Origin of the sequence: Brevundimonas sp. (assembly GCF_041688735.1) — a bacterium.
In the GTDB taxonomy this organism is placed as follows: domain Bacteria; phylum Pseudomonadota; class Alphaproteobacteria; order Caulobacterales; family Caulobacteraceae; genus Brevundimonas.
The window spans coordinates 1-22059 of sequence record NZ_JBDNHO010000046.1 but is presented as its reverse complement, the minus strand read 5'-3'; the positions used below and the strand labels follow the sequence as shown (position 1 = coordinate 22059).

25 protein-coding genes, 1 tRNA gene and 1 pseudogene are annotated in these 22059 nt (G+C 65.8%); 7 read left to right on the top strand and 20 right to left on the bottom strand.

Annotation, left to right across the window (positions count from 1 at the left end):
• Positions 1–461: 461 nt before the first annotated feature.
• Positions 462–537 (bottom strand) — tRNA-Thr (locus ACESMO_RS05285).
• Positions 538–714: 177 nt separating this feature from the next.
• Positions 715–1152, bottom strand: a complete 438-nt coding sequence (locus ACESMO_RS05280) for an HIT family protein (RefSeq protein ID WP_372707127.1) — start codon at positions 1150–1152, stop codon at positions 715–717.
• Positions 1153–1367: 215 nt separating this feature from the next.
• On the opposite strand from ACESMO_RS05280, the gene ACESMO_RS05275 reads away from it, so the two are divergent.
• Positions 1368–1727 carry a phage holin family protein gene (locus ACESMO_RS05275; protein WP_372707126.1) on the top strand — a complete coding sequence of 120 codons (360 nt, stop codon included), beginning with the start codon at positions 1368–1370 and terminating at the stop codon, positions 1725–1727.
• Positions 1728–1731: 4 nt separating this feature from the next.
• On the opposite strand, the gene ACESMO_RS05270 is transcribed toward ACESMO_RS05275, so the two are convergent.
• The 3 genes from ACESMO_RS05270 to ACESMO_RS05260 all read right to left on the bottom strand — a co-directional run bounded on the left by ACESMO_RS05270 (position 1732) and on the right by ACESMO_RS05260 (position 4795).
• Positions 1732–2874 (bottom strand): GNAT family N-acetyltransferase, encoded by a 1143-nt coding sequence (locus ACESMO_RS05270; protein ID WP_372707125.1) that lies wholly within the window; start codon positions 2872–2874, stop codon positions 1732–1734.
• Positions 2875–3034: 160 nt separating this feature from the next.
• The gene (locus ACESMO_RS05265) at positions 3035–3493 is read right to left on the bottom strand and encodes a RidA family protein (protein ID WP_372707124.1); all 459 of its coding nucleotides are present in this window, start codon (positions 3491–3493) and stop codon (positions 3035–3037) included.
• A 51-nt stretch (positions 3494–3544) separates the two neighbouring features.
• Positions 3545–4795, bottom strand: coding sequence for a DNA polymerase IV (locus tag ACESMO_RS05260; RefSeq protein WP_372707123.1), 1251 nt, complete (start codon positions 4793–4795; stop codon positions 3545–3547).
• Positions 4796–4919: 124 nt separating this feature from the next.
• Between ACESMO_RS05260 and ACESMO_RS05255 the strand changes: the two genes are divergently transcribed.
• Positions 4920–5303 carry a response regulator gene (locus ACESMO_RS05255; RefSeq protein WP_372707122.1) on the top strand — a complete coding sequence of 128 codons (384 nt, stop codon included), beginning with the start codon at positions 4920–4922 and terminating at the stop codon, positions 5301–5303.
• Positions 5300–6664 carry a PleD family two-component system response regulator gene (locus ACESMO_RS05250; RefSeq protein WP_372707121.1) on the top strand — a complete coding sequence of 455 codons (1365 nt, stop codon included), beginning with the start codon at positions 5300–5302 and terminating at the stop codon, positions 6662–6664. Before ACESMO_RS05255 ends, ACESMO_RS05250 begins: the two co-directional genes overlap by 4 nt.
• 179 nt (positions 6665–6843) lie before the next feature.
• Here ACESMO_RS05250 and rpmG read toward each other — a convergent pair whose 3' ends face one another.
• Entirely contained in the window at positions 6844–7011 is a 168-nt protein-coding gene (gene rpmG, locus ACESMO_RS05245) for a 50S ribosomal protein L33 (protein ID WP_055830646.1), read from the bottom strand.
• A gap of 124 nt (positions 7012–7135) precedes the next feature.
• Here rpmG and ACESMO_RS05240 point away from each other — a divergent pair, with 124 nt between their 5' ends.
• A complete protein-coding gene (locus tag ACESMO_RS05240; RefSeq protein ID WP_372707120.1) occupies positions 7136–7708 on the top strand; it encodes a hypothetical protein in 573 nt (190 codons plus the stop codon).
• A 126-nt stretch (positions 7709–7834) separates the two neighbouring features.
• Here ACESMO_RS05240 and ACESMO_RS05235 read toward each other — a convergent pair.
• The 5 genes and pseudogenes from ACESMO_RS05235 to ACESMO_RS05215 all read right to left on the bottom strand — a co-directional run bounded on the left by ACESMO_RS05235 (position 7835) and on the right by ACESMO_RS05215 (position 12151).
• A pseudogene (locus ACESMO_RS05235) lies at positions 7835–8250 on the bottom strand (DUF5990 family protein).
• A gap of 5 nt (positions 8251–8255) precedes the next feature.
• Positions 8256–8963 (bottom strand): NUDIX hydrolase, encoded by a 708-nt coding sequence (locus ACESMO_RS05230; RefSeq protein WP_372707119.1) that lies wholly within the window; start codon positions 8961–8963, stop codon positions 8256–8258.
• 142 nt (positions 8964–9105) lie between these two features.
• On the bottom strand, positions 9106–11457 hold the full coding sequence (gene rnr, locus ACESMO_RS05225) for a ribonuclease R (protein ID WP_372707118.1): 2352 nt from the start codon (positions 11455–11457) through the stop codon (positions 9106–9108).
• Positions 11454–11906 (bottom strand): type II toxin-antitoxin system VapC family toxin, encoded by a 453-nt coding sequence (locus ACESMO_RS05220; RefSeq protein WP_372707117.1) that lies wholly within the window; start codon positions 11904–11906, stop codon positions 11454–11456. The genes rnr and ACESMO_RS05220 overlap by 4 nt, the downstream gene beginning before the upstream one ends.
• A complete protein-coding gene (locus tag ACESMO_RS05215; RefSeq protein ID WP_372707116.1) occupies positions 11903–12151 on the bottom strand; it encodes a type II toxin-antitoxin system Phd/YefM family antitoxin in 249 nt (82 codons plus the stop codon). Before ACESMO_RS05215 ends, ACESMO_RS05220 begins: the two co-directional genes overlap by 4 nt.
• Before the next feature lie 114 nt (positions 12152–12265).
• Between ACESMO_RS05215 and ACESMO_RS05210 the strand changes: the two genes are divergently transcribed.
• A complete protein-coding gene (locus tag ACESMO_RS05210; RefSeq protein WP_372707115.1) occupies positions 12266–13669 on the top strand; it encodes a pyridoxal-phosphate dependent enzyme in 1404 nt (467 codons plus the stop codon).
• 4 nt (positions 13670–13673) lie between these two features.
• Positions 13674–14837 (top strand): cystathionine gamma-synthase, encoded by a 1164-nt coding sequence (locus ACESMO_RS05205; protein ID WP_372707114.1) that lies wholly within the window; start codon positions 13674–13676, stop codon positions 14835–14837.
• 1 nt (position 14838) lies between these two features.
• Here ACESMO_RS05205 and ACESMO_RS05200 read toward each other — a convergent pair whose 3' ends face one another.
• The 7 genes from ACESMO_RS05200 to ACESMO_RS05170 form a co-directional block, all read right to left on the bottom strand.
• Complete coding sequence (locus tag ACESMO_RS05200) at positions 14839–15108, bottom strand: hypothetical protein (RefSeq protein ID WP_372707113.1); 270 nt, start codon at positions 15106–15108, stop codon at positions 14839–14841.
• A 98-nt stretch (positions 15109–15206) separates the two neighbouring features.
• Positions 15207–15419, bottom strand: a complete 213-nt coding sequence (locus ACESMO_RS05195; RefSeq protein WP_372707112.1) for a cold-shock protein — start codon at positions 15417–15419, stop codon at positions 15207–15209.
• A 226-nt stretch (positions 15420–15645) separates the two neighbouring features.
• On the bottom strand, positions 15646–16245 hold the full coding sequence (locus tag ACESMO_RS05190) for a fasciclin domain-containing protein (protein WP_372707111.1): 600 nt from the start codon (positions 16243–16245) through the stop codon (positions 15646–15648).
• Positions 16246–16450: 205 nt separating this feature from the next.
• Positions 16451–16663, bottom strand: a complete 213-nt coding sequence (locus ACESMO_RS05185; protein ID WP_055828888.1) for a cold-shock protein — start codon at positions 16661–16663, stop codon at positions 16451–16453.
• A 150-nt stretch (positions 16664–16813) separates the two neighbouring features.
• Positions 16814–17041: a hypothetical protein gene (locus tag ACESMO_RS05180; protein ID WP_372707110.1), complete on the bottom strand. Its 228-nt coding sequence runs from the start codon at positions 17039–17041 to the stop codon at positions 16814–16816.
• 226 nt (positions 17042–17267) lie between these two features.
• A complete protein-coding gene (locus ACESMO_RS05175) occupies positions 17268–17978 on the bottom strand; it encodes a TorF family putative porin (protein ID WP_372707109.1) in 711 nt (236 codons plus the stop codon).
• Positions 17979–17989: 11 nt separating this feature from the next.
• A complete protein-coding gene (locus ACESMO_RS05170) occupies positions 17990–18922 on the bottom strand; it encodes an NAD(P)H-dependent flavin oxidoreductase (protein ID WP_372707108.1) in 933 nt (310 codons plus the stop codon).
• A 214-nt stretch (positions 18923–19136) separates the two neighbouring features.
• Between ACESMO_RS05170 and queF the strand changes: the two genes are divergently transcribed.
• Positions 19137–19598, top strand: a complete 462-nt coding sequence (queF, locus tag ACESMO_RS05165) for a preQ(1) synthase (RefSeq protein WP_372707107.1) — start codon at positions 19137–19139, stop codon at positions 19596–19598.
• Between the two features lie 24 nt (positions 19599–19622).
• Here the strand turns inward: queF and ACESMO_RS05160 are convergent, their stop codons facing one another.
• Together ACESMO_RS05160 and ACESMO_RS05155 are read right to left on the bottom strand one after the other, a co-directional pair.
• Positions 19623–20135 carry a DUF3429 domain-containing protein gene (locus ACESMO_RS05160; RefSeq protein ID WP_372707106.1) on the bottom strand — a complete coding sequence of 171 codons (513 nt, stop codon included), beginning with the start codon at positions 20133–20135 and terminating at the stop codon, positions 19623–19625.
• Positions 20136–20298: 163 nt separating this feature from the next.
• Positions 20299–21855, bottom strand: coding sequence for a DHA2 family efflux MFS transporter permease subunit (locus tag ACESMO_RS05155; protein ID WP_372707105.1), 1557 nt, complete (start codon positions 21853–21855; stop codon positions 20299–20301).
• Positions 21856–22059 lie beyond the last annotated feature (204 nt).

Here is a 22059-nt window from a genome sequence, read left to right as displayed (position 1 = left end):
TGCGAGCCGCCGCCGAGACCACAATGACGGGCCTCTGGGACCGCATCGGCGATATCCTCAAGGCCTTCACACCCCAGGAATGCGCCAACTACTTCCGGCATGATGGCTATACGTCAACTTGAGCGGCGAACGCTCTAGGCGGTCACCGACGCGAGGAGCGGCTTCAGTGGTGGCGTAGGCTTGCGAGGCCACCAGCAGCGTTCCGGCCGCAATGGCCGCAATGGTCTTCTTCATCGGTCGGGTTTCCTTAAGCTATGGTTTTGTCGTCACGAATGCCAACTCGGAGATTGGCCGAGAGTTCCAATCTCATCACATTGTATTAGAAACGCGCACAATTTGTCACCGCCCCGCAAGGCTACTGCTTTAGCTTATGGCTGCACAACCTCAGGAGCGCGTCCAGCGTCGCAATAATATCACAGCCCGCCACACCTGGAAGTCAGGCGTTGCCGGGGGAAAACGTGTGGTGCCGGTTGCAGGAATCGAACCCGCGACCTTCGGTTTACAAAACCGCTGCTCTACCAGCTGAGCTAAACCGGCGTCCGTGTGAACGGGCGGCTCTTATGCTGGCGAGTGGCGGTCGATGCAAGACGATCAGGCGCCGGACTACGTTGGCAGTCTCCCGATGATGGCACCGCCCAAGGCACAGACCATACGGAGATGGCTCCAGTCGGTGGGCCGGCTGCGCTTTATCGCCCGTCGGGACAAGAACGGCGTTCAGTCCAGCGCCGCAGCGATGCGGTCGGCGAGGGCGCGCAGGGCATCGGTTTCGGCCATCGGGGTGTGGCCGTGGCCCTTCAGGCCGCGGTCGGCCCAGCGCGGGACCACGTGGAAATGCAGGTGGAAGACGGTTTGAGCTGCCGCGGCGCCGTTCAACTGCACGATCTGAAAGCCTTCGGGCTGGAGGGCCTTTTCGACAGCGCGGGCGGTGCGCTGGACGGCGGCTGTCAGGCGGACAAGGGCATCGGGTTCGATCTCGAGCAGGGACTGGGCCGTCGACGTCTTGGATATGACCAGGACATGGCCCTCGGACTGCGGGAAGACGTCCATAAAGGCCAGGACGTGGTCATCCTCCCAGACCTTCACCGCCGGAATTTCGCCACGCAGGATCCGGGCGAAGATGTTGTCGGGGTCGTAGGGATGGTGAAGACTCATCGCATGCTCCGTCTGTCGGTGGCACGGTAGCGGACGGCGCCGGGAGAGGGGAGCCCCGGGGCCAGTTCCGCGTTAATGTGACGCTGGAGCGAAATCGGTCTTGATGGACGCAGTCCAACAAGATTCAGATTTCGCTTCCGCATGATTCTGGACCATTTTTTGGATTCAGGTCGATTCGACCCGAAGCAAAAATTGTCTAGAGTCGGGAGATGTCCATGCTGCGTTTCATCGTCCAGTTCCTCGTCACGGCCTTCGCGCTGTGGCTCGCGGCCCAGGTCGTGCCGGGGGTGGGTTTCGAGGACACCGGGTCGCTGCTGCTGGCCGCGATCCTGCTGGGAATCGCCAATGCCGTCGTTCGGCCGATCCTGACGGTGCTGACTTTCCCGCTGACGATCATTACCTTCGGACTGTTCCTGCTGGTGGTGAACGCGGCGGTGATCGGCCTGGTGGCGGCGCTGCTGGGCGGGTTCGTGGTCGACGGCCTGATGGCGGGCATCGGCGCGGCGGTCGTCACCGGTATCGTCAGCTGGATCGCCGGCTGGTTCATCGGCGGCGACAAGCGGCGCGACGACTGAGCTTTCAGCTGTCGTCCCGGTAAGGCGACAGTTCGGCGGTCATGGCCGTCAACTGGGCGTCGACCGCTGCGCGTTCGCCGTCCAGATAGCGGGCCACGGGCTCACGCAGCGCCGGGTCGGCGATCCAGTGGGCGGAATAGACAGGGCTGGGCAGGTAACCGCGCGCGATCTTGTGCTCGCCCTGCGCCCCGGCCTCGACCCGCGACAGGCCCCGCGAAATGGCGAAGTCGATGGCCTGATAGTAGCAGAGCTCGAAATGCAGGAAGGGCACGTCTTCGAGCGCCCCCCCCTGGCGGCCGTACAGGGCGTCGCGGCCGATGAAATTCAGGGCCCCGGCGATAGGCGCGTCGTCGCGAAAGGCCATTACCAGGGCGATGCGATCGGCCATGGTCGCGCCGACCCGGCTGAAGAAGTCGCGGGTCAGATAGGGGCGACCCCATTTGCGGCCACCGGTGTCTACGTAGAAGGCGAAGAAGGCGTCCCAGTGGGCCTCGGTGATCTCCGCGCCGGTCAGGACACGGATATCGAGCCCGACCCGGGCCTCGCGCCGCTCGCGTCGGATGGTCTTGCGGCGGTTGGATGACAGGGCGGCCAGGAAATCGTCGAAGGTCGCATAGCCACCGTTGCGCCAGACGTACTGCATGTCTTGGCGCAGCAGCAAGCCGGCCTCGCCCATGGCGTCCCATTCCGGCGCGGTCGGGAAGTTGACGTGCAGTGACGAAACGCCGAGCCGTTCGACGAGGGCCATCGCGCCCCCCAGCAGCGCTTCGCGGACCGTGGCGGCGTCGGCGTCCGGATGGGCGAGGAAGCGGGGTCCGGTCGCCGGCGTGAAGGGCACGGCACCCAGAAGCTTGGGGTAGTAACGGCCGCCGGCGCGCTGATAGGCGTCGGCCCAGGCGTGATCGAAGACGTATTCGCCCTGGCTGTCGCCCTTGAGCCAGAGCGGCATGACGCCGAGGACGCGGTCCGCCTCGTCGCGCAGGGCCAGATGGCGACCGGCCCAGCCCTGTCGCGGGGCCGCGCTGCCCGAGGCCTCGCAGGCGTCGAGAAAGTCGTAGGAGACGAACGGATCGCCGGTGGACTGCGCGCAGCCGTCCCAGGCCTCGCGGCCTATGTCGGCGATCCGGTCGTGAACGTGGATTTGCAACACTAGTTCCGCTCATCCCCGCGAAAGCGGGGACCCAGTGCTTTGGGCGTTCCTGCAGGACCGCCTTGGCACATCTGGTGATCACTGAAAGCCCGCCCTACGAAAGGACTGGATCCCCGCTTTCGCGGGGATGAGCGGAATGTGGGGTCTGTTCGCAGGATCAGCGAACCTCGACGATGGCGTCGACTTCGACGGCGAAGCCGAGCGGGAGCTTGTAGACGCCGACGGCCGAACGGGCGTGACGGCCCTTGTCGCCGAAGACCTCGACCATCAGGTCCGAACAGCCGTTGACGACGGCGGGGATGGCGATGAAGTCGCCCGCGGCTTGAACGAAGCCACCCAACTTTACGATGCGCACGACGCGTTCCAGATCGCCGTCCAGGGCTGCGGATATCTGGGCCAGCAGGTTGACGCCGCACATGCGGGCAGCCGCCTGGGCTTGCTCCGGCGAGACGTCGTCACCGACGGTGCCCTTGATGCCGCCCGAAGCGTCGTTCGACAGTTGGCCCGAGATGTGGACCAGATCGCCGCTCCGCACATAGGGCACATAGTTGGCCACCGCCTTGGCGGGTTCCGGCAGATCGATGCCGAGTTCGGCGAGGCGGGCGGCGACGGTCATGGGCAAGCTCCTGCTAATCTGGACGCGGTTTAGCGCGCCGCGAGCGCCGCGTCAGCCCTTCAGCGCGCGACCCGCGACAACGGCTCCCGCGCCGAACCTGGCGCGGAGGGCGTCGATGGCGGTTTCGGTTTTGAGGGTTCGGGATTCAGTTGTCTGGAACAGGGCGGGCGCGTCTACGGCGTCGATGACCTCGCCCATGCCGATGCCGATCAGGCGGTAGGGTATGCCCAGTTCCGGCCCCATCAGCCGACGGCCCGCGGCGAAGAGGGCACGGGCCGTCTGAACCGGTTCGGGCAGGCTGATCCGGCGTGTGATGATCTTGAAGTCCGTACGCCGAAGCTTGAGCACCAGTACCCGGCTGGCGACGCCGTCGCGGCGGGCCTTTGAGGCCAGTTTTTCGCACAGGGGCCAGAGTTCGGCCTCGAGGTCGCCGGCGCTGGTCAGGTCCGCGTTGAAGGTGGTCTCGGCGCTCATCCCCTTGCGTTCGCGGTCCGGATTGACGGCGCGGGCGTCGCGGCCGTGGGCGAGGTCGGACAGGCGCAGGCCGGTCTCGCCATAGCGTTTGATCAGATCGCGCGGGTCGGCGGCGGCCAGATCGCCCACGGTGGCGAAGCCGTCGCTCTGCAGGGTTTTGCGAAACACCGGCCCGACGCCGGGCAGGATGCCGACCGGCCTGGGAGCCAGCAGCGCCTTGGCTTCGGTGCCGATGACCGAGAAGCCGCGCGGCTTGTCGAGTTCGGAGGCGATCTTGGCCAGGAAGCGGTTGGTCGCCAGGCCGATGGAGACGGTCAGGCCGGTCTCGTCCTCGATCTGCTTCTGCAGGCGGATCAGTTGCCAGGCGGGACAGCCGCCGTTCAGGCGTTCGGTGCCCGCCAGATCGAGCCAGGCCTCGTCCAGCGACAGGGTCTGGACCAGGGGCGTCAGCTTTTCGACGGCTCCGAAGATGCGCTCGCTCTCCGCCACGTATTTGCGAAAATCGGGCTTGATGACCACGGCGTCGGGGCAAGCCTTCAACGCCTTGAACATGGGCATTGCCGAGCCGACGCCGTACAGGCGGGCGACGTAGCAGGCGGTGGAGACGACGCCCCGGTGTCCGCCGCCGACGATGACCGGAAGGTCGCGCAGCTCGGGCCGGTCGCGCTTCTCCACCGAGGCATAGAAGGCATCGCAGTCAAGGTGGGCGATATGCAGGCTGTCAAGTTCAGCGTGGCTAACGACCCGGCGCGAGGCGCAACGCGGGCAGCGCTGGACGCGGTCCGGACCGGACCATAGACACTCCCGACAGATGGCCTTGATGGCCAAGGTGCGCGCTCTCCTGTCCGCTTCACCCCAACTTAAGACTGGCCGGGTCAGAGTGCACCCGAAGAAGGCGAAAAGCCTCAGCGCATGTCGCGCGATTTTCGAGAGGCGAACAGGCCGGGTGATCATGTCGAAGACAGTCCTCATCGTCGAGGATAACGAGCTGAACATGAAGCTGTTTCATGATCTGCTCGATTCCCAGGGGTACAAGACCCTCCAGACCCGCGAGGGTCTGGAGGCGCTCGCCTTGGCGCGCGAGCATCGTCCCGATCTGATTCTGATGGACATCCAGCTGCCCGAGATCAGCGGCCTGGAAGTCACAAAGTGGCTGAAGGACGACGAGGAACTGAGCCACATCCCGGTCATCGCCGTCACCGCCTTCGCCATGAAGGGCGACGAGGAGCGGATCCGGCGGGGCGGCTGCGAGGCCTATATCTCCAAGCCGATCTCGGTGGTGCATTTCCTCGAGGTCGTCCGCACACATCTGTTCCAGCCCGAGGTCGCGCTGTGACCGCACGGATTCTGGTGGTCGACGACGTCGAGCCGAACGTCAGGCTGCTCGAAGCCAAGCTGACGCTGGAATACTATGAGGTGATGACCGCCTGCGACGGCGCGACGGCGCTGGAGATCGCCTCGGAGGAACGGCCCGACATCATTCTGCTGGACGTCATGATGCCCGGCATGGACGGGTTCGAGACCTGCCGACGGTTGAAGGCCGATCCTGTGACGCGCCACATCCCGGTGGTGCTGGTCACCGCGCTGGACGGTCGCGAGGACAAGATCAAGGGGCTTGACGCCGGGGCCGACGACTTCGTCACCAAGCCGATCGACGACGTCATCCTGTTCGCGCGCGTCAAATCTCTGGTGCGGCTCAAGTCCGTGATGGACGAGATGCGCGAGCGCGAGGAAACCGGACGCCGGATCGGCGTGGACACCGACGGCGCGGGGCGTTTGCGCGGCTTGGGCGGGCGGGTGCTGATCGTCGACGACAATGCGCGTCAGTCGAAGATGATGATCGAACACCTGTCCACTGAGCATCGGACGATGGTCGAGACCGATCAGGCGGCAGCCCTGATCGCCGCGCGCGGCCCCATCGACCTGATGATCGTCAATGTGTCGAGTTCGGAGTTCGATGGCCTGCGCTTCGTGGCCCAGGTGCGTTCGACGGAGGCGGCGCGCCGCACGCCCATCCTGGCGGTGGTCGATCCGGCCGATCGGCCGCGTCTGGTGAAGGCGCTGGAGTTGGGGGCCAACGACATCCTGCCGCGCCCGGTGGACCCGGAAGAGCTGCAGGCCCGGGCGCGAACCCAGGTCAAGCGCAAGCGCTACGCCGACTTCCTCAAGGAAAAACTGGATTACAGTCTGGAGATGGCCGTCACCGACGCCCTGACCGGACTGCACAACCGCCGCTACATGGCCGGGCAGTTGCAGGCCCTGGTCAGCCGGGCGGGGCAGGGCGGCGACGTCGTGGCCGTGCTGGTCATGGACATCGACCATTTCAAACTGGTCAACGACGGCTTCGGCCACGACGCGGGCGACGAGGTTTTGCGCGAGTTCGCGGTGCGGCTGGCGACCAACGTGCGGGCCATCGACCTGCCGTGCCGGTTCGGCGGCGAGGAGTTCGTCGTCGTGATGCCGGGCGCGACTCTGGAAGACGCCACGCGCGTGGCGGACCGCATCCGCCGCGATGTGGCCGCCCAACCCTTTCCGATCATGGGGGGCGAGGAAGGCCTGACGATCACCGTCTCGGTGGGTGTGGCCGCCACCAGCGGCCCCGACGATACGCCGGAGGCCCTGCTCAAGCGGGCCGACGAGGGCGTATATGAGGCCAAGGGCCGGGGCCGGAACCAGGTCATCGCAAGGGCGGCATAGGGCGTTTGAGCGGGCGATTGCGCGGCGGCCGGTGTCTGCTTTCGACCGAGGCCGCGTTCTCACACGGCCTCCACCCACAGCGGACATTCCCGATGCTGCCTTCCAACAGCCTTCGCAGCCCAAAGCAAAACGCCCGGCCTTTCGGCCGGGCGTTTCACAAATCGGTCTGTGGCGAGATCCTACTTGATCTTGCCTTCCTTGAACTCGACGTGTTTGCGCACGACCGGGTCGTATTTCTTGACGACCATTTTCTCGGTCATGGTCCGGGCGTTCTTCTTGGTGACGTAAAAGAAGCCCGTGTCGGCCGAGGAGTTCAGGCGGATCTTGATTGAAGCCGGTTTGGCCATCGGAATTACCTTTGCGACGGCGAAAGCCGCTAAAATGCGAGGCGCGGAACATACTCAGGGACGCCCGGAAGTCAACGGCATCCGCCGCGTTGTATGCCGGTGCCTTCGCGCGCAGGGTGGAGACATGAAACACATCGCCCTGATCGCCGCCGCCGTGCTGTCGCTGAACGCCTGCGCCACGGCTCCAGAGCCTGCCTCGCCGCAGGACGTTTTCATGGCCCGGCTGAACGCCCTGTGCGGGCAGAGGTTCGAGGGGCGGGTGGTCACGTCTGACCCCGCCGACGCCGGTTTCGCCTCGTCGCGCCTGCTGATGCATGTGCGCGACTGTGCCGCGAACGAAGTACGAATCCCCTTCTGGGTCGGCGAGGACCACTCGCGGACCTGGGTGATCACCCGCACCAGTAAGGGCGTGCGGCTGAAGCATGACCACCGTCACACGGACGGGACCGAGGACGCCCTGAGCCAGTACGGCGGCGACACCGCGGATCACGGCACGGCGCGGCGGCAGGCGTTTCCGGTCGATCAGTTCTCGATGGCCATGTTCTCTCGCCAGGACCGGGCGGTGTCGAACACCAACGTCTGGGCCGTCGAGGTCGAGCCGGGTGAGGTCTTCGCCTACGAATTGCGCCGTCCCGAGGGGCGGTTCTTCCGCGTCGAATTCGATCTGGCCCGCCCGGTGGCCAACCCGGTTCAGTAGACATTGAGCGGAGCCGCTGAAGTTTCCCCAACCCGTCATTCCGGGGCCGCGTAGCGGAACCCGGAACCCAGGGGTCTGAACTCGTAAGTGGAGGGTGTGGCGCCGAGCCCTGAATGTCGCTTGCAGCTAGGACTCGACGCCTTTCCAGCCGGACAGGGGGTGAACCGTCGCGCAGGTCGGGCTTCCGTCCTTGCCGCGTCCCGGCAGTTCGACCTCCAGCACAACCCCGTCACGGGCGCGGTCCAGCAGTGCCGGTGGGATGTCGTGGATGTCGATCTTGGCGCGCCGCGACCACGGACTGGCATGATCCCCGCGGACTGACCGATGCGGATGTAGACGAAGCGACGCATGGGTCCCTCACGGCGGACGAAGGGGCCGAGGACGCGGTTGTCCGCCGACAACCGGATGGGCACGTCGAAGGACAGAGGCGCGTCGGTCGCCGTGACGGGGTCGAGGCGCGCGTCGTCTTTCTGCAGGCTGTAGCGGACCCCGGGAACGGGGTCGGCCAGGGTCAGTCGCAAGGTGATCGCCGCGTCGGCCATGCCGCTCAGTCCCTGTGCTCGATGACATGCCGCCCGCCGGCCCAGCGGACAAAGGGGACGGGACGGTTCGGATGGGTCAGGCGCTCTGACACTTCAGCCAGAACGAACCGGGTGATGGCGGGCAGGTCCAGCGCGCGGGCGGCGGTCAGCGGCAGCCAGGCGATCTCTTCCAGTTCGCCCGACCCCGCCGTCGGCTCTGGATGCAGCAGGGCGCGGGCGTCGGACGTGAAGAAGCGGGCGTCGAAACGTCGGGTGCGGCCCGGCGGGGTGATGGCGCGGGCGACATAGGACAGGGCGGCCAGGTCGGGCAGGGCACCGACAGCCCTGAACTCGCGCCACGGCCCGGCGACCGACGCCACGGGCGCGGGCTCGGCCAGCAGCAGGCCGGTTTCCTCGAAGGTTTCGCGCACCGCCGTCAGGGCCAGGGCACGGGCGCGGCGAGCGGGCATCTCGCGGGTCAGGCGGGCCATCTCCGGGCCGGGCGGATCATTCGCCGAGGTCGCCGCGAAGTCCGAGCGGTCGATGCGACCGCCGGGGAACACCCATTTCGCCGCCATGAAGACATGGCCCGGCGCGCGACGGCCCATCAGCACCTCGGCCTCGCCCTTGCGGACCCGGGTCAGGATCAGGGTGGCGGCGTCCTTTGGCCGCTGCCGGCCGCCGACGACAGGGGCGTCGGCGAGGTCCTGGGCGGGATCGAACGGCTGGGTCATTCCAATCCTCCCACTTTGGGGGAGGGGGACCATGCGCAGCATGGTGGTTGGGGCTCACCGCAAAAGCCGGCGTGTGGGGCCGGCCCCCTCCACCGCTTCGCGGTCCCCCTCCCCCGGTGCGGGAGGATGGTGGACGGGTTCATCACCGCCGCTTGCCCTTGCGGACGCCCTTCATGCCGCCCGAGGGACGCCCGCCGCTGGGCGGTTTGGGCCCACCCGGACGCTTGTCGCCGCGCTTGGGAAAGCCGCCGCCGCCGGGGCCTCTGGCACGCACGCCCAGTCGAGGCGCGGGGGCGTTCGGATCGCGCGGCGATGGTTCGGACAGCATTTCGAACACCAGGCCGCCGGTGATCGGCGTGGCCTCGCGCAGCTTGACCTCGACGGTGCGTCCCAGCGTCCAGCGCGAGCCGCTGCGTTCACCGACGAGGGCGTGGGACTTGTCGTCGTGGTGGAAATATTCGCCGCCAAGCGACGAGACGGGGACGAGGCCGTCCGCGCCGGTCTCTTCCAGCCGGACGAACAGGCCGAAGCGGGTGACGCCGGTGATGCGGGCGGGAAAGGTCGCGCCAATCCGTTCCTGAAGGAAGGCGGCCATGTAGCGGTCCATGGCGCCGCGCTCGGCGGCCATGGAACGGCGCTCGGTCATGGTCACCTGCTCGGCGATGGACGGCAGTTCGGCGATCTCGCGGTCCGTCAGCCCATCCTGGTTTCCCTTGGGACCCAGCCCCAGCGCCCGGATCAGGCCGCGGTGGACGATCAGGTCGGAATAGCGCCGGATCGGCGAGGTGAAGTGGGCGTAGCGGTCGAGGTTCAGGCCGAAATGGCCGACGTTCTCGGCCGAATAGACGGCCTGCATCTGGGTGCGCAGGACCACCTCGTTGACGACCTCGGCGTGCAGGCCGTCGCGGGTCTCGTCCAGCAGCTTGTTGAACCGTTTGGTCGTGGCCGGTTCGCCCTTGGTCCACGGCTTGTCGATGGTCTGCAGGAAGTCGCCGAGATTGAACAGCTTCTCCTGGCTGGGCGCGTCGTGGACGCGATAGAGCAGGGGGGTGCGCTTCTGCTCCAGCGTCTCGGCGGCGCAGACGTTGGCCTGGATCATCATCTCCTCGATCAGCCGGTGGGCCTCGAGGCTGACGCGCGGCTCGATCGATATGATCTGGCCCTCCGGGTTCATGCGGATGCGGCGTTCCGGGCTCTCGATGGCCAGGGGGCTGCGCTTCAGCCGGCCCTTGAGCATGGTCCGGTAGGCGTTCCAAAGGGGATAGAGGATGGCCTCCATGATCGGGCCGGTCGTGTCGTCGGTCCCGCCGCCCTTCTCGACACCGTCGATGGCGGCCTGGGCCTGTTCGTAGCTCAGCTTGGCCTGGGACCGCATCAGACCGCGCACGAATTTGTGCCCGGTCTTGCGGCCGTCCTTGTCGAAGACCATCCGCACGGCGATGCAGGCGCGGTTCTCGCCCTGTTTGAGGCTGCACAGGCCGTTCGACAGTCGCTCGGGCAACATCGGCTCGACGCGGTCGGGGAAGTAGGTGGAGTTGCCCTTGTCGCGCGCCTCGCGGTCGAGGTTCGTGCCGGGCCGTACGTAAGCGGCGACATCGGCGATGGCGACCCAGACGATCCAGCCGTCGGCGTTCCTGGGGTCCTCGTCGCGCATCGCATAGACGGCGTCATCATGGTCGCGCGCATCGGCCGGGTCGATGGTGATCAGCGGCAGGTCGCGCAGGTCCTCGCGGCCCTTCAGCGACGGCAGTTCCTGATCCTCGGCCTCCTTCTCGACGGCCTCGGAGAAGCCCATCGGGACATTGTGGGTGGCGATGGCGATCAGGGAGGCGGCGCGCGGGTCGTCCTCGCGGCCGATCTTTTCGAGGATCTTGCCGCGTTTGGGTCCATAGCGCTGGTCGCCCTTCTCGATCGCTGCGACCACCAGATCGCCGTCGCGCAGACCCTCGGCCTGGGCGTGGGGGACCAGCAGCACGTCCTTCGAGCGGCGGTCGACGGGTTCGACCCGGACCTCCTTGTTGGATTTGCGGATCACGCCGAGGACGCGGTTTGCGTCGGTGTCCAGCACCTTGACGACGCGGGCTTCCCAGCCGTCCTCGCCGCGCGTGAACTTGGCCAGGACGCGCGCGCCGAGGCCCGGCGCGGGTCCGGTCTTGCCCGTCTTGTCGGGGACCAGGACGGCGCGCGGCGCGTCGGCGGAGGCCTCGACCAGACGCACATACAGTTCGCCGTCGATGTCGCGTTCGATAACATCGGCCACGCCGACTGGCGGCAGGGCGCCGACTTCCGAGAAGCCCTTGCGGCCGCGCTTGCCGAGTTTGCCGTCGGCTTCGAGCTCGCGGATCATTTCGCGCAGCATGCGCCGCTCATTGCCCTTGAGGCCAAAATGGCGGGCGATGTCGGCCTTCTCGGCCGTTCCCGCCTCGCGCAGGAAGGCGATCAGGGTGTCTTTGTCGGGCAGGCCGGCGGGGGGCCTTTGTGTGGATTTTGTCATTCAGTCTTTCTATACGCCGAGTCTACGGCGGGATTGATACAGGCCACGTCCACCGCATCCGCGGCGCGGGCCAGGTTGTTGTCGAGTGTCACCAGACGGGCATCGAGCCTTCGGCAAATCGCCAGGTGAAACGCATCCGGCGCGCGAAGTTTGAGATCGAAGCGACGGACCAGAAGCGTGGTTTCGCGGACGTCCAAAGCGTCGAGAGAAGCGGGTTCACCGGCTTCCCGCACCCAGTCGTCCAAATGTTCAAGCAAGGCCTGTGCCTCGCTCAAGGTTCTTCGCCTCATTCTGAGCAGACGAGAGATGGCAGAGGAGACTTCCGCAACCCCGAAGTCACTGACGACCGGCGGGGCGTCGGCAGCAGCGATAAAGGCGTTGACCGGTTCGCGAGCCGGTTCGTCCAGCAACACGGCGGCCAGGGCACTGGTGTCGAAATAGTCGATCACTCCTCCGGCTCTCGCTCCAGATTGATCAGCTCGACCGCCGTCATGCCGATGGGCGGAAGTTTCGCCGCGCGGGCAGAAATCTCCAGAAGCCGCGCCTTGCGCTCATCCCAGGTCAGGCTCTGGATCGGTCTTATCTCCGCCACGGGCTTGCCGTGCCGGGTGATTACCACGCGCTCGCCCTCCTCGACACGGTCGAGCAGGGCGGTGAATTTGTTCTTGGCCTCGGCCACGCCATAGGTCGCCATCTGTAGATCTCCCGTTCTGGCCATAAGTATAGCTATAATTTATGCGTCTGTCAGCGGTTGTTCGGAGACCGTCCCGCGCCTAGCTTCCGGCGCGAAGTCCCCCGGAGTTTGTAAATGTCACTGGCCGCCACCCCCGTCCTGTCCGGTCCGACCGGCTCACTGCTGGACCTGATCGGCAAGACGCCGATGGTGGAGGTGACGAAGATCGACACCGGCCCGTGCCGTCTGTTCCTGAAGCTGGAGGCCCAGAACCCGGGCGGGTCGATCAAGGACCGCATCGCCCGGTCGATGATCGCGGCGGCGGAAGACGAGGGGTTTCTGAAGCCCGGCGGGACCATCGTCGAGGCGACGGCCGGCAACACCGGTCTGGCGCTGACGCTGGTGGGTCAGGCCAGGGGGTACAAGGTGCTTCTGGTCATCCCGGACAAGATGTCCAAGGAAAAAATTCAACATCTCAGGGCCATGGGGGCCGATGTTCGCCTGACACGTTCGGACGTGCCGCACGGGCATCCGGAATATTACACCGACATGGCCGAGCGACTGGCGCAACGGATTCCGGGCGGATTCTACGTCAACCAGTTCGCCAACGACGCCAACTCCCTGGCTCATTTCCAGACCACGGGGCCGGAAATCTGGGAGCAGATGGATCACAAGGTCGACGCCTTCGTCGCCGGCATCGGCTCAGGCGGCACCATCACCGGCATCGCCCAGTATCTGAAGAGTGTCGGTTCGGACGCGAAGATCATCCTGGCCGATCCGGTCGGCTCGACCCTGGCCGGGATCGTCAACGAGGGCGTGCCGGGACCCGAGGGCAGCTACACCGTCGAAGGCATCGGCCAGAATTTCGTGCCCGACACCGCCGACATGAGCCTGATCGACAAGGCCTATTCCATCCCCGACGCCGAGGCGATCGCCACGGTGCGCGAACTGCTGCTGAAGGAAGGCATATTGGCCGGGTCGTCCTCAGGCACATTGATCGGTGCCGCGCTGCGCTGGTGCCGAGAACAGACGGAGCCGAAACGGGTCGTGACCTTCGTCTGCGACACCGGCGCCAAATACCTGTCCAAGGTCTATAATGACGCCTGGCTGGCCGATCAGGGACTGGGCGGCGGAGAGATACACGGCGACCTGTCGGACTTGATCAGCCGCAAATACGAGAACGGCGACGTCGTCGTGGCCGGACCGGACGACACGCTGGACACCGTCTTCAAGCGGATGCGCGGCGCGGACGTGTCTCAGCTGCCGATCATCCAGGACGGCCGCCTGGTCGGGATCCTGGACGAAAGCGATCTCGTCCACGTCATGAACACCGATGAAATCACGCGACGGGAGCGCTTCGCCAAGCCCGTGTCATCGGCCATGACCCGCGACCTCGACACGGTGCAGGTCAATGAACCTCTGGACGCCCTGATCCCCTTGTTCGACCGCGACCGCGTGGCGATCGTGCTGGACGGCGAGCGATTTGTGGGTCTGATTACGCGGACGGATCTGATCAATCACCTCAGCCTGAACCGATGATCCGATGACCAAGCTGAAGAACAGTCAGGGGTTCTCGACCCGCGCCATCCACGCCGGTCAGCGGCCCGACCCGACGACGGGCGCGGTGATGACGCCGATCTACGCCACCTCGACCTATGCCCAGGAAAGCCCGGGGGTGAACAAGGGCTATGAATACGCGCGCGGCAAGAACCCGACCCGCGAGGCGTTCGAGGCCTGTCTGGCCGATCTGGAGGGCGGCACCCACGGCTTCGGCTTTGCCAGCGGCATGGCGGCGACCTCGACGGCGCTGGAGCTGCTGGACGCCGGGTCGCACATCGTCACCGGCGACGATCTTTACGGCGGTTCGTGGCGGCTGTTCGAACGGGTGCGGCGCCGCTCGATGGGGCTGGACTTCGCCTATGTCGACTTCAGCGATCTGACGAAGGTCGAGGCGACGATCACGCCGAAGACCCGGCTGATCTGGGCCGAGACCCCGACCAATCCGCTGATGAAGCTGGCCGACATCGAGGGTCTGTCGCGGATCGCGAAAGCCCACGGACTGCTGCTGATCGTCGACAACACCTTCGCCACGCCTTGGAGCCAGCAGCCGCTGAAGCTGGGGGCGGACGTGGTCATGCATTCGGCGACCAAATATCTGAACGGCCACTCCGACATCATCGGCGGGGCGCTGGTCACGGCGGACCCCGACTTGGCGAAGGAGATCAAATTCCTTCAGAATTCAATTGGCGGGGTGATGGGGCCGTTCGACGCCTTCCTCGCCAATCGGGGTCTGAAGACGCTGGGCCTGCGCATGAAGGCGCACAACGAGAATGCCATGGCCGTGGCGCGCTGGCTGGAAGACCGTAAGGGAGTGGCGAAGGTCATCTATCCGGGGCTGATCAGCCACCCGCAGCACGACCTGGCCTCACGTCAGATGAACGGCCAGTACGGCGGCATGGTCACGGTCCTGATCGACGGCGATCTGGAGCGCACCAAACGGGTACTGGAGCGGGTTCGGATCTTCACGCTGGCGGAGTCGCTGGGCGGCGTCGAGAGCCTGGTCAATCACCCGGCCATCATGACCCACGCCTCGGTGCCCAAAGATCTGCGCGAGGCGGGCGGCGTAACCGACAACCTGATCCGGCTGTCGGTCGGCGTGGAGGAGGTCGAGGACCTGATCGCGGACCTGGATCAGGCGCTGTCCTGATTCAGGCGGCCTTGGCAGGCTTGTCGGGAAGGGCGGTCTGGTGTCCGGTGGCGGGCACGACCTTCTTCTTGGCGGGCGCGCGGGGCTTCTTGACCGTGGTGCTCGGCGCGGCGGCGCGGCGGGCGGTCTCGTTGTCGATCAGCGGAATGATGTCGGCGGCGGCGGTTTTCTGGACCGGCGAGCCATGCTCGACCAGTCTGGCGGCGTTAAGACGCAGCGCCTTCAGGTCGGGGTCGGTCATCGAGGGGATCATGTCGGACAGGGGGGTCATGGGAGTCTCCTTGAGTTGAACGGCGGTTGGGTCGGCGCCCGATGGACGCCGACCCTTCCGTCAACCGGGATGAACCCGGCCGCAGCGTCTGTCGGAAACTATTCGGCGGCCTTGAGGCGGCCGGCGGATTCCTTGCCCGAGCGCGAGTCGCGTTCGACTTCGTAGGAAACCTTCTGGTTTTCGTTCAGCGAACCCAGGTCCGAGGTTTCGACCGCAGAAGCGTGGACGAAAACGTCCTTGCCGCCGTCATCGGGAGCGATGAAGCCGTAGCCCTTGGTCGAGTTGTACCATTTCACAGTGCCGGTAGCCATTTTGAGACCTCCGTTAGGCGTTGACCGCCGGAAGAGGTTCCGGGTCGGCCTGTCGGGTCTGAATGGGATCGGCTTTGGACCTCGGTGCGCGATGCAAAGGGGCAGCAGCGTTTCGCAGAGAGATCGACGAGGCCTCAGATGGGCGCTTTGGCGCGCAATTGCAAGCGATTTGGCTCTGGAGGGGGTGACCGGGACGCCGTCGTCGTCGGCGTCCCGCCCGGGTCGCTTAGTTGGGCATGGAAACCGTGTCGGTGACGTGAATGACGCCATTCGACTGGAAGACGTCAGCCTGGGTGACCGTGGCGACGCCGCCGTTTTCGTCCGTCAGGATAACGGAACCACCGCGCAGGGAGGCCGTCAGAACGCCGCCCTCGACCGTAGTCAGACGGGCGCTGCCGCCACCGGCGCGAATCTGGGCGATCAGGTCGGTGGCGCTGACCCGGCCCGACACGACATGATAGGTCAGAATCTTGGTCAGGGTCGCCTTGCTGGCGGGCTGGACCAGGGTCTCGACGGTGCCGGCGGGTAGTTTGGCGAAGGCCGCGTTGGTCGGGGCGAAGACCGTGAAGGGGCCGGGGCTGGACAAGGTGGGCACAAGACCGGCAGCGGTCACGGCGGCGACCAGAGTGGTGTGATCGCGCGAGTTCACGGCGTTCTCGACGATCGTCTTGTTCGGATACATGGCGGCGCCGCCGACCATCACGGTGCTGGAGGCGTCGGCGTCCATCGCGCCCATGCCATCCGTCGAGGAACAGGCGGCTGTGAACATGGCGCCGGCGGCCACCAGGGTGGCGAGCAGGGCCGATCGGGCTGGAGTAAAGGTCATGGGTGTCTCTCCTGAGCGTCCGTTTATACGGATCGGAGGTAGAAACGAGGTTTGGGCGCGTCGGGATGCTCACCGAAACGGCCTGCGACCTCTGGCCACGCCTTAGGGCGATGTCAGGCGACAGCGCCACCCAGAACCAAAACGGCGGCGAAGGCTCTCGCCCCCGCCGCCGTCGAAGTCATGCGTCGGAATCCGACGCGTGTACTCAGCCTTCGGTCTTCAGCTGACCAGCTGATTCCTTGCCCGAACGCTTGTCGCGCTCGATTTCGTAGGAAACCTTCTGGTTTTCATCCAGGCCGCGCAGGCCCGCCTGTTCGACGGCCGAGATGTGAACGAACACGTCCTTGCCGCCGTCGTCAGGCTGGATGAAGCCGTAGCCCTTGGTGGAATTGAACCATTTAACAGTGCCGGTAGCCATTTTCAGGACCTCCGCTAGCGTTGACCGAAGGGAATAGCCCCCGTGGCCTGTCGGGTCTGAATGGAGCGGCTAGACCTCAGTGCGAAAGCAGAGGGTGGCGTTTCGCAGAGAGCTCGACGGTTCACTTTGTGGACTGTCCTCGCGACGAAATCAAGACGTGGGGGTTGGGTCGGTCGTCTCGTCCTCAACCGGTGCGACATAATGCGCCTGGCACAGCTTGCGCAGGGCGGCGGTCAGTGTCGGCCCGTAGAGCGAGTCCTGGATGCGGTCGAAACCTTCGGCGGACAGCGCCAGCTTGATATCGCTGACAGTGCGGCAGCCTCCGCCGCGCGCCAGCTCATAAGCGCGTTCGAGGGTAGTGGGGCGATGGGTGCTCATCCCTGCAACATGGGGCGTATCGCGGGGGAAAGCGAGGTCCGCGTCGCCACCTCAGAAAGCGATGGTGATCCCGGCGACCAGACTGTCCGAATTACGCGCGTTGGTGTCGGGAAAGTCTGTCCCGTCGGTCGCGTAATAGCGCACCTCGGCCTCAAGGCTGTCTGTCAGGGCGCAGGTGAAGCTCGCGTTCCAGCCGGTGTCGTCGTCGCTGTTTTGGTGCCGACGGCTAAAAGGCGATCTGGACGGAGGCGACCAGGGCACCCTCAAATTGGGCACCTTCGGCTTCGGCGTCGGTGCCGTGCCAGCGCAGGTCGAGGGCGGTCTCGTCGGTCAGGGCGTAGGCCACGCCGGCATTCCAGCCGTTATAGTCCGGCGCGTTGTCCTGTTCGCGCCGACCCAGGGCGACGCTGGCTCGCAGTCGTTCTGCGATGGGCCAGCGAAGACGCGTCTCGATCCAGCTCGTGGCGCGGGTCGATCCCAGCCCGTCGGGCGAATGCTCCAGGCGCAGGCGGGCGTCGACGGCGCCGAAGTCCCGCATGACGTCGAACTGGAACTCCCACGCATCGTCATCCTGGCCGGCGTCGGCTCCGAGACGCCATTTACGGGAGACGGAAGAATCGAACTCCAGCCCTGCGGACGCGAACTGCCAGCCGGCCTCAGCTTCCGTCTCGACATGCGATCCGGATGAATCGATCGTCTCGAACTCCACATCCGCATAGAAGCCGCTGGCACCGTTCCATTGTATGTCGCCGAAAACGTAGGGGGCACCGTCGCTCTTGGATGCGCCCTTCGATCGGTTATCGGTGCCGGCCCCCAGCTCGAAGGACCAGTGCGACGACGGCTCCTGGCTGCAGCGTGCGTTGTCCTTGTGCTGCGCCGCGACTGCGTTTGGCAAGACGGCTCCGAGGGCGAGGGCGAGGAGGAAGAGACGGGTCATGCGCCCATGGTCTAGGCGACGCCGACCTTCTTGGCGAATTGGTTCGTCGCCTGTGCATATTCCGACCGGAGCCGGGCCACCAGTCCGGCCGCCGGGATCACGTCGTGCACGGCCCCCGCACCCTGACCGGCGGACCAGACGGTCTTCCAGGCCTTGGCCTCGTCGGCCATATCCAGCTTGTGCTCGGGCAGGGATTTCGGGTCGATGGCGTTGGCGATCAGCGACTTGATCATGAAGTTGGCCGGGATGCCCGACACCGCCGGCGTGTGGACGATGTCGGTCGCGCCGCTCTCGATGATCATCGCCTTGTAGGCGTCCGGGGCCATGGCCTCTGTCGTGTTGATGAAGCGGGTGCCCAGATAAGCGAAATCGGCTCCCAGCATCAGCGCCGCCGCCACGTCCTGACCGTTCGACAGACAGCCCGACAGGATGATCGTGCCCTTGAAGAACTCACGCACCTCATTGACCAGGGCGAAGGGGTTGATGATGCCCGCATGACCGCCCGCCCCATTGGCCACCAGGATCAGGCCGTCGACGCCACTCTCGGCGGCCTTCTTCGCGTGGCGGACGTTGGCGATGTCGTGGAACACCACGCCGCCATAGCCGTGCACGGCGTCGACGACGTCCCGCACGGCACCCAATGAGGTGATGATCAGCGGCACCTTCTCCTCGACCGAGACCATCATGTCGGACATCAGGCGCGGGTTGGTGGGATGGACGATGTGGTTGACGCCGAAGGCCGCCGCGTCGGGGGTCAGTCGGCCCTTGATCTCGTGGATCCACTCCCGATACCCCTCGGTGGTGCGCTGGTTCAGCGAGGGGAAGGTGCCAATGACGCCAGCGTTGCAGGTCTCGACCACCAGATCGGGCCCGGAGACGAGAAACATTGGTGCGGCGATGACCGGCAGTTTCAGACCCTGTTGCAGCGAAGCCGGAATGGCCATGACGGTTCCCCTTGGTTTTCTTTGGCTACGGATAGCGGGCTATCGCAGGGGAAGGCAAATCCCCATTCCTCCCCCCGAGCGCAGCGACAGGGGGAGGGGGACCGCCGGAACGGCGGTGGAGGGGGCGACACCGGCAGCCGGCGGATGTGGCTGGCCCCCTCCACCGATGGGGGAGGATTGTGATGACGCGGCCTTCGGCGCTAGAGCAGATCGCATGACCACCGACACCTCAGGCCTGCACCAGCTTGGCCAGCACATCGTCCAGCCGACCAGCCCGGAAACCGCCGTGCTGGAGCGCGTTCCCAACCCGCACCCCGACACCCTTTACCTGGCCCGTTTCACCGTGCCGGAGTTCACCAGCCTGTGCCCCGTGACGGCCCAGCCGGACTTCGCCCATATCGTCATCGACTATGCGCCGGGCGACTGGCTGGTCGAGAGCAAGTCGTTGAAGCTGTATCTGACCAGTTTCCGCAACCACGGCGCCTTCCACGAGGACTGCACCGTGGCCATCGGCAAACGGCTGGCCGATCTGTTGGCACCGAAATGGCTGCGCATCGGCGGTTACTGGTATCCGCGGGGCGGCATCCCGATCGACGTCTTCTGGCAGACGGGCGTCGCGCCTGAAGGTCTGTGGCTGCCGGACCAGGGTGTGCCGACCTATCGCGGGCGGGGGTGAGGGCGCGCGGGCAGTCTCTTTCGATCAGCCGGTGAGCATCGTCGTCAGACCCGAGGCGAGCGTCAGGCCGCCGAGTCCCAGTGAAAGCGGCAGCCTGAGGGCCAGCCAGCGAGGCGGGGTCAGACCTGCGCGCGCCAGCGCCGCATCGATCACGATGCTGCAGGCGATGGCGATGCCGAGCACGATCAGGGAGGGACCGGGCCAGTCCCCTCCGACCGCCCAGGGCCAGGCTGACCCCAGGGCGATCAGGGAGGGCAAGACGCTGGCGATCCAGATCCATCGTGGCGCCGTTACCGGCGATCCTGCCGCCAGGCCCCACCACACGCCGCCAAGGAAGCTGTAGATCAAGGCGGCATAGCCGAACGCCAGGCTCAGGCCGGTGAAACGCCATTCCGGCCCGCCGAAAACCGCCAGTCCCAAGGCGGCCAGCTGCGGCAACAGGCCCGCATAGCCCAGTCCGATGGCCAGGGCGGGGAGTGGCTTCAGGCCGGTCTGGTCTCGCGTCGGCGCGGCCCTGGTGTCTTCCGGGTTCGACATGACGTCCCTTGCCGCCGTGGGGCAGAGCCTGCCCGGCGCGCATGAAGGCTATCCGTCAGCAGGACGGCGCCTGTCCAGTCGGCGTCGGAGCCTGCGGCAAAGCGCTCGGTGAGCATCTGTCCTTCCGGACGACCGCCAGAATGGCTGGCGGTACTGAAAGAGGTCAGGTTGACGTTCGCGCGGCGGTGGTCGATCCCGGACGCGCGAACGGCACTGTGCAGAGAGCCAGAATCGTCAGCACGGCAATCAGGAGCCACGCCTCATTGATCGCGCGTGTCAGCGCCAGTTTTTCGATGAGAGGGGTCAGGGCGGCGGTTGTCGCCGCGTCGATCGGCTGACCCATCCGGCTGGTGAACACTGCCAGGGGAATACCAAGAGCCTGTGCGGTTTCGGTGTCGCCCGCCTGGAGACGCGAGACGATCTGTTGCCCGAGGACAGGCGCGCGGCCGTAGATGACCGTATCGATCAGGGCCAGGCCGATGGCCCCGCCCAGATTGCGCATCAGATTGAACAGGCCGCTGGCATCCGGCACCTGCGCCAGGGAAAGATTGCCCAGCGCCAGTCTGGTGGGCGGCAACAGGCAGAGCATGATGGCGGCGCCTCTGACGATTTGCGGCCAGAGCATCTGATCGAAATCGGTCTCGGTCGTCTGGAACGCGCTCATCCCCAGTCCAACGGCGAACATCGCAAAGCCGACGCCGGTCAGCAGCCGGGCGTCCAATCTTTTCTCCATGGCGACTGCCACGGGCGCGGCAGCGAGTTGGGCAAGACCCGTCACCAGCATGATCGATCCGATCGCAAGCGGTCCGTGACCTCTGACGAAGGCCAGGAAAACGGGCATGAGATAGACCGACCCGAACAGGCCGATGCCCAGGACGAAGCTGAGAATACACCCGACGGCGAAGGTGCGGTTCTTGAGCGTTCGCAACTCCACCACGGGCGTTCTGCGTCCGAAACTGCGCCTTACGAAACTCACGCCCGACGCCAGGCTTAGCGCGCCCAGTCCAACCACCAGTGGCGAAGCCCAACCCCGCTGAGGCGCTTCCTTCAATGCGAGTTCGAGCGCGGCCAGGGCCACCGCCATCAGGACCAGGGCGACGAAGTCCAGCCGCCGGATCTGGGCCGGATCTGGTTTCTCGCGAGGCAGCAGAAAGACGGCGGTCAGGGCGCAGATGACGCCTGGGGCCAGATTGATGAGGAACAGCCAATGCCAGGAGTAGGTCTGGGTGATCCAGCCGCCGACGATCGGACCGACCGTCGGCGCCATGACCGCGACCACGCCGGCGATCGTCGTCGCGACGGCCTGCCTGCGCTCCGGGAACATGATGAAGACGGCTGAGAAGACGGCCGGAATAAGCGTCCCGCCCGAGAAGCCCTGGATGACCCGCCAGAAGATAAGGCTTTCGAAGTCCTGGCTAAGCGCGCAACCGAGCGAGGCGATGCTGAACACCGTCACGGCACCAACAAACAGCCATCGCATCGTGAAGGCCCGCGTCAACACGCCGGTCAGCGGTATCGCGATCACTTCGGCGATCAGATAGGCGGTCTGGACCCAGCTCATCTGATCCGGCGCCACGCCCAGTGACGCCTGAATGGTTGGAAGAGACGTGGCCACGATCTGGATGTCGAGGATGGCCATGAACATGCCGACGCACATCACGATGAAGCCAAACCAGAGCCGGATCGGGTGACCTGCGAGCGCCAGAGAAGGGTTCGTCATGGCGCACATCTCTGAACACGGCCGGACCCCGGACAGCTTCGCCACCGGACGCCTGAAATCGACTTAGGCTCAGGACCCATTAAAGGGATTCACACGGTCGTGGCGATCTGATTCACTGGTGGCAGGAGGAGCCTGTCATGAGTGATCTGTTTTGGCTGACGAACAAGCAGATGCGTCGGATCAAGCCATATTTCCCGCTGTCGC

Excerpts from the sequence above, each read along its gene's own strand:
- ACESMO_RS05280 (WP_372707127.1), bottom strand. The coding sequence starts at position 1,152 with ATGAGTCTTCACCATCCCTACGACCCCGACAACATCTTCGCCCGGATC.
- ACESMO_RS05275 (WP_372707126.1), top strand. The coding sequence starts at position 1,368 with ATGCTGCGTTTCATCGTCCAGTTCCTCGTCACGGCCTTCGCGCTGTGG.
- ACESMO_RS05265 (WP_372707124.1), bottom strand. The coding sequence starts at position 3,493 with ATGACCGTCGCCGCCCGCCTCGCCGAACTCGGCATCGATCTGCCGGAA.
- ACESMO_RS05255 (WP_372707122.1), top strand. The coding sequence starts at position 4,920 with ATGTCGAAGACAGTCCTCATCGTCGAGGATAACGAGCTGAACATGAAG.
- rpmG (WP_055830646.1), bottom strand. The coding sequence starts at position 7,011 with ATGGCCAAACCGGCTTCAATCAAGATCCGCCTGAACTCCTCGGCCGAC.
- ACESMO_RS05240 (WP_372707120.1), top strand. The coding sequence starts at position 7,136 with ATGAAACACATCGCCCTGATCGCCGCCGCCGTGCTGTCGCTGAACGCC.
- ACESMO_RS05230 (WP_372707119.1), bottom strand. The coding sequence starts at position 8,963 with ATGACCCAGCCGTTCGATCCCGCCCAGGACCTCGCCGACGCCCCTGTC.
- rnr (WP_372707118.1), bottom strand. The coding sequence starts at position 11,457 with ATGACAAAATCCACACAAAGGCCCCCCGCCGGCCTGCCCGACAAAGAC.
- ACESMO_RS05215 (WP_372707116.1), bottom strand. The coding sequence starts at position 12,151 with ATGGCGACCTATGGCGTGGCCGAGGCCAAGAACAAATTCACCGCCCTG.
- ACESMO_RS05210 (WP_372707115.1), top strand. The coding sequence starts at position 12,266 with ATGTCACTGGCCGCCACCCCCGTCCTGTCCGGTCCGACCGGCTCACTG.
- ACESMO_RS05205 (WP_372707114.1), top strand. The coding sequence starts at position 13,674 with ATGACCAAGCTGAAGAACAGTCAGGGGTTCTCGACCCGCGCCATCCAC.
- ACESMO_RS05200 (WP_372707113.1), bottom strand. The coding sequence starts at position 15,108 with ATGACCCCCCTGTCCGACATGATCCCCTCGATGACCGACCCCGACCTG.
- ACESMO_RS05195 (WP_372707112.1), bottom strand. The coding sequence starts at position 15,419 with ATGGCTACCGGCACTGTGAAATGGTACAACTCGACCAAGGGCTACGGC.
- ACESMO_RS05190 (WP_372707111.1), bottom strand. The coding sequence starts at position 16,245 with ATGACCTTTACTCCAGCCCGATCGGCCCTGCTCGCCACCCTGGTGGCC.
- ACESMO_RS05185 (WP_055828888.1), bottom strand. The coding sequence starts at position 16,663 with ATGGCTACCGGCACTGTTAAATGGTTCAATTCCACCAAGGGCTACGGC.
- ACESMO_RS05180 (WP_372707110.1), bottom strand. The coding sequence starts at position 17,041 with ATGAGCACCCATCGCCCCACTACCCTCGAACGCGCTTATGAGCTGGCG.
- ACESMO_RS05175 (WP_372707109.1), bottom strand. The coding sequence starts at position 17,978 with ATGACCCGTCTCTTCCTCCTCGCCCTCGCCCTCGGAGCCGTCTTGCCA.
- ACESMO_RS05170 (WP_372707108.1), bottom strand. The coding sequence starts at position 18,922 with ATGGCCATTCCGGCTTCGCTGCAACAGGGTCTGAAACTGCCGGTCATC.
- queF (WP_372707107.1), top strand. The coding sequence starts at position 19,137 with ATGACCACCGACACCTCAGGCCTGCACCAGCTTGGCCAGCACATCGTC.
- ACESMO_RS05160 (WP_372707106.1), bottom strand. The coding sequence starts at position 20,135 with ATGTCGAACCCGGAAGACACCAGGGCCGCGCCGACGCGAGACCAGACC.
- ACESMO_RS05155 (WP_372707105.1), bottom strand. The coding sequence starts at position 21,855 with ATGACGAACCCTTCTCTGGCGCTCGCAGGTCACCCGATCCGGCTCTGG.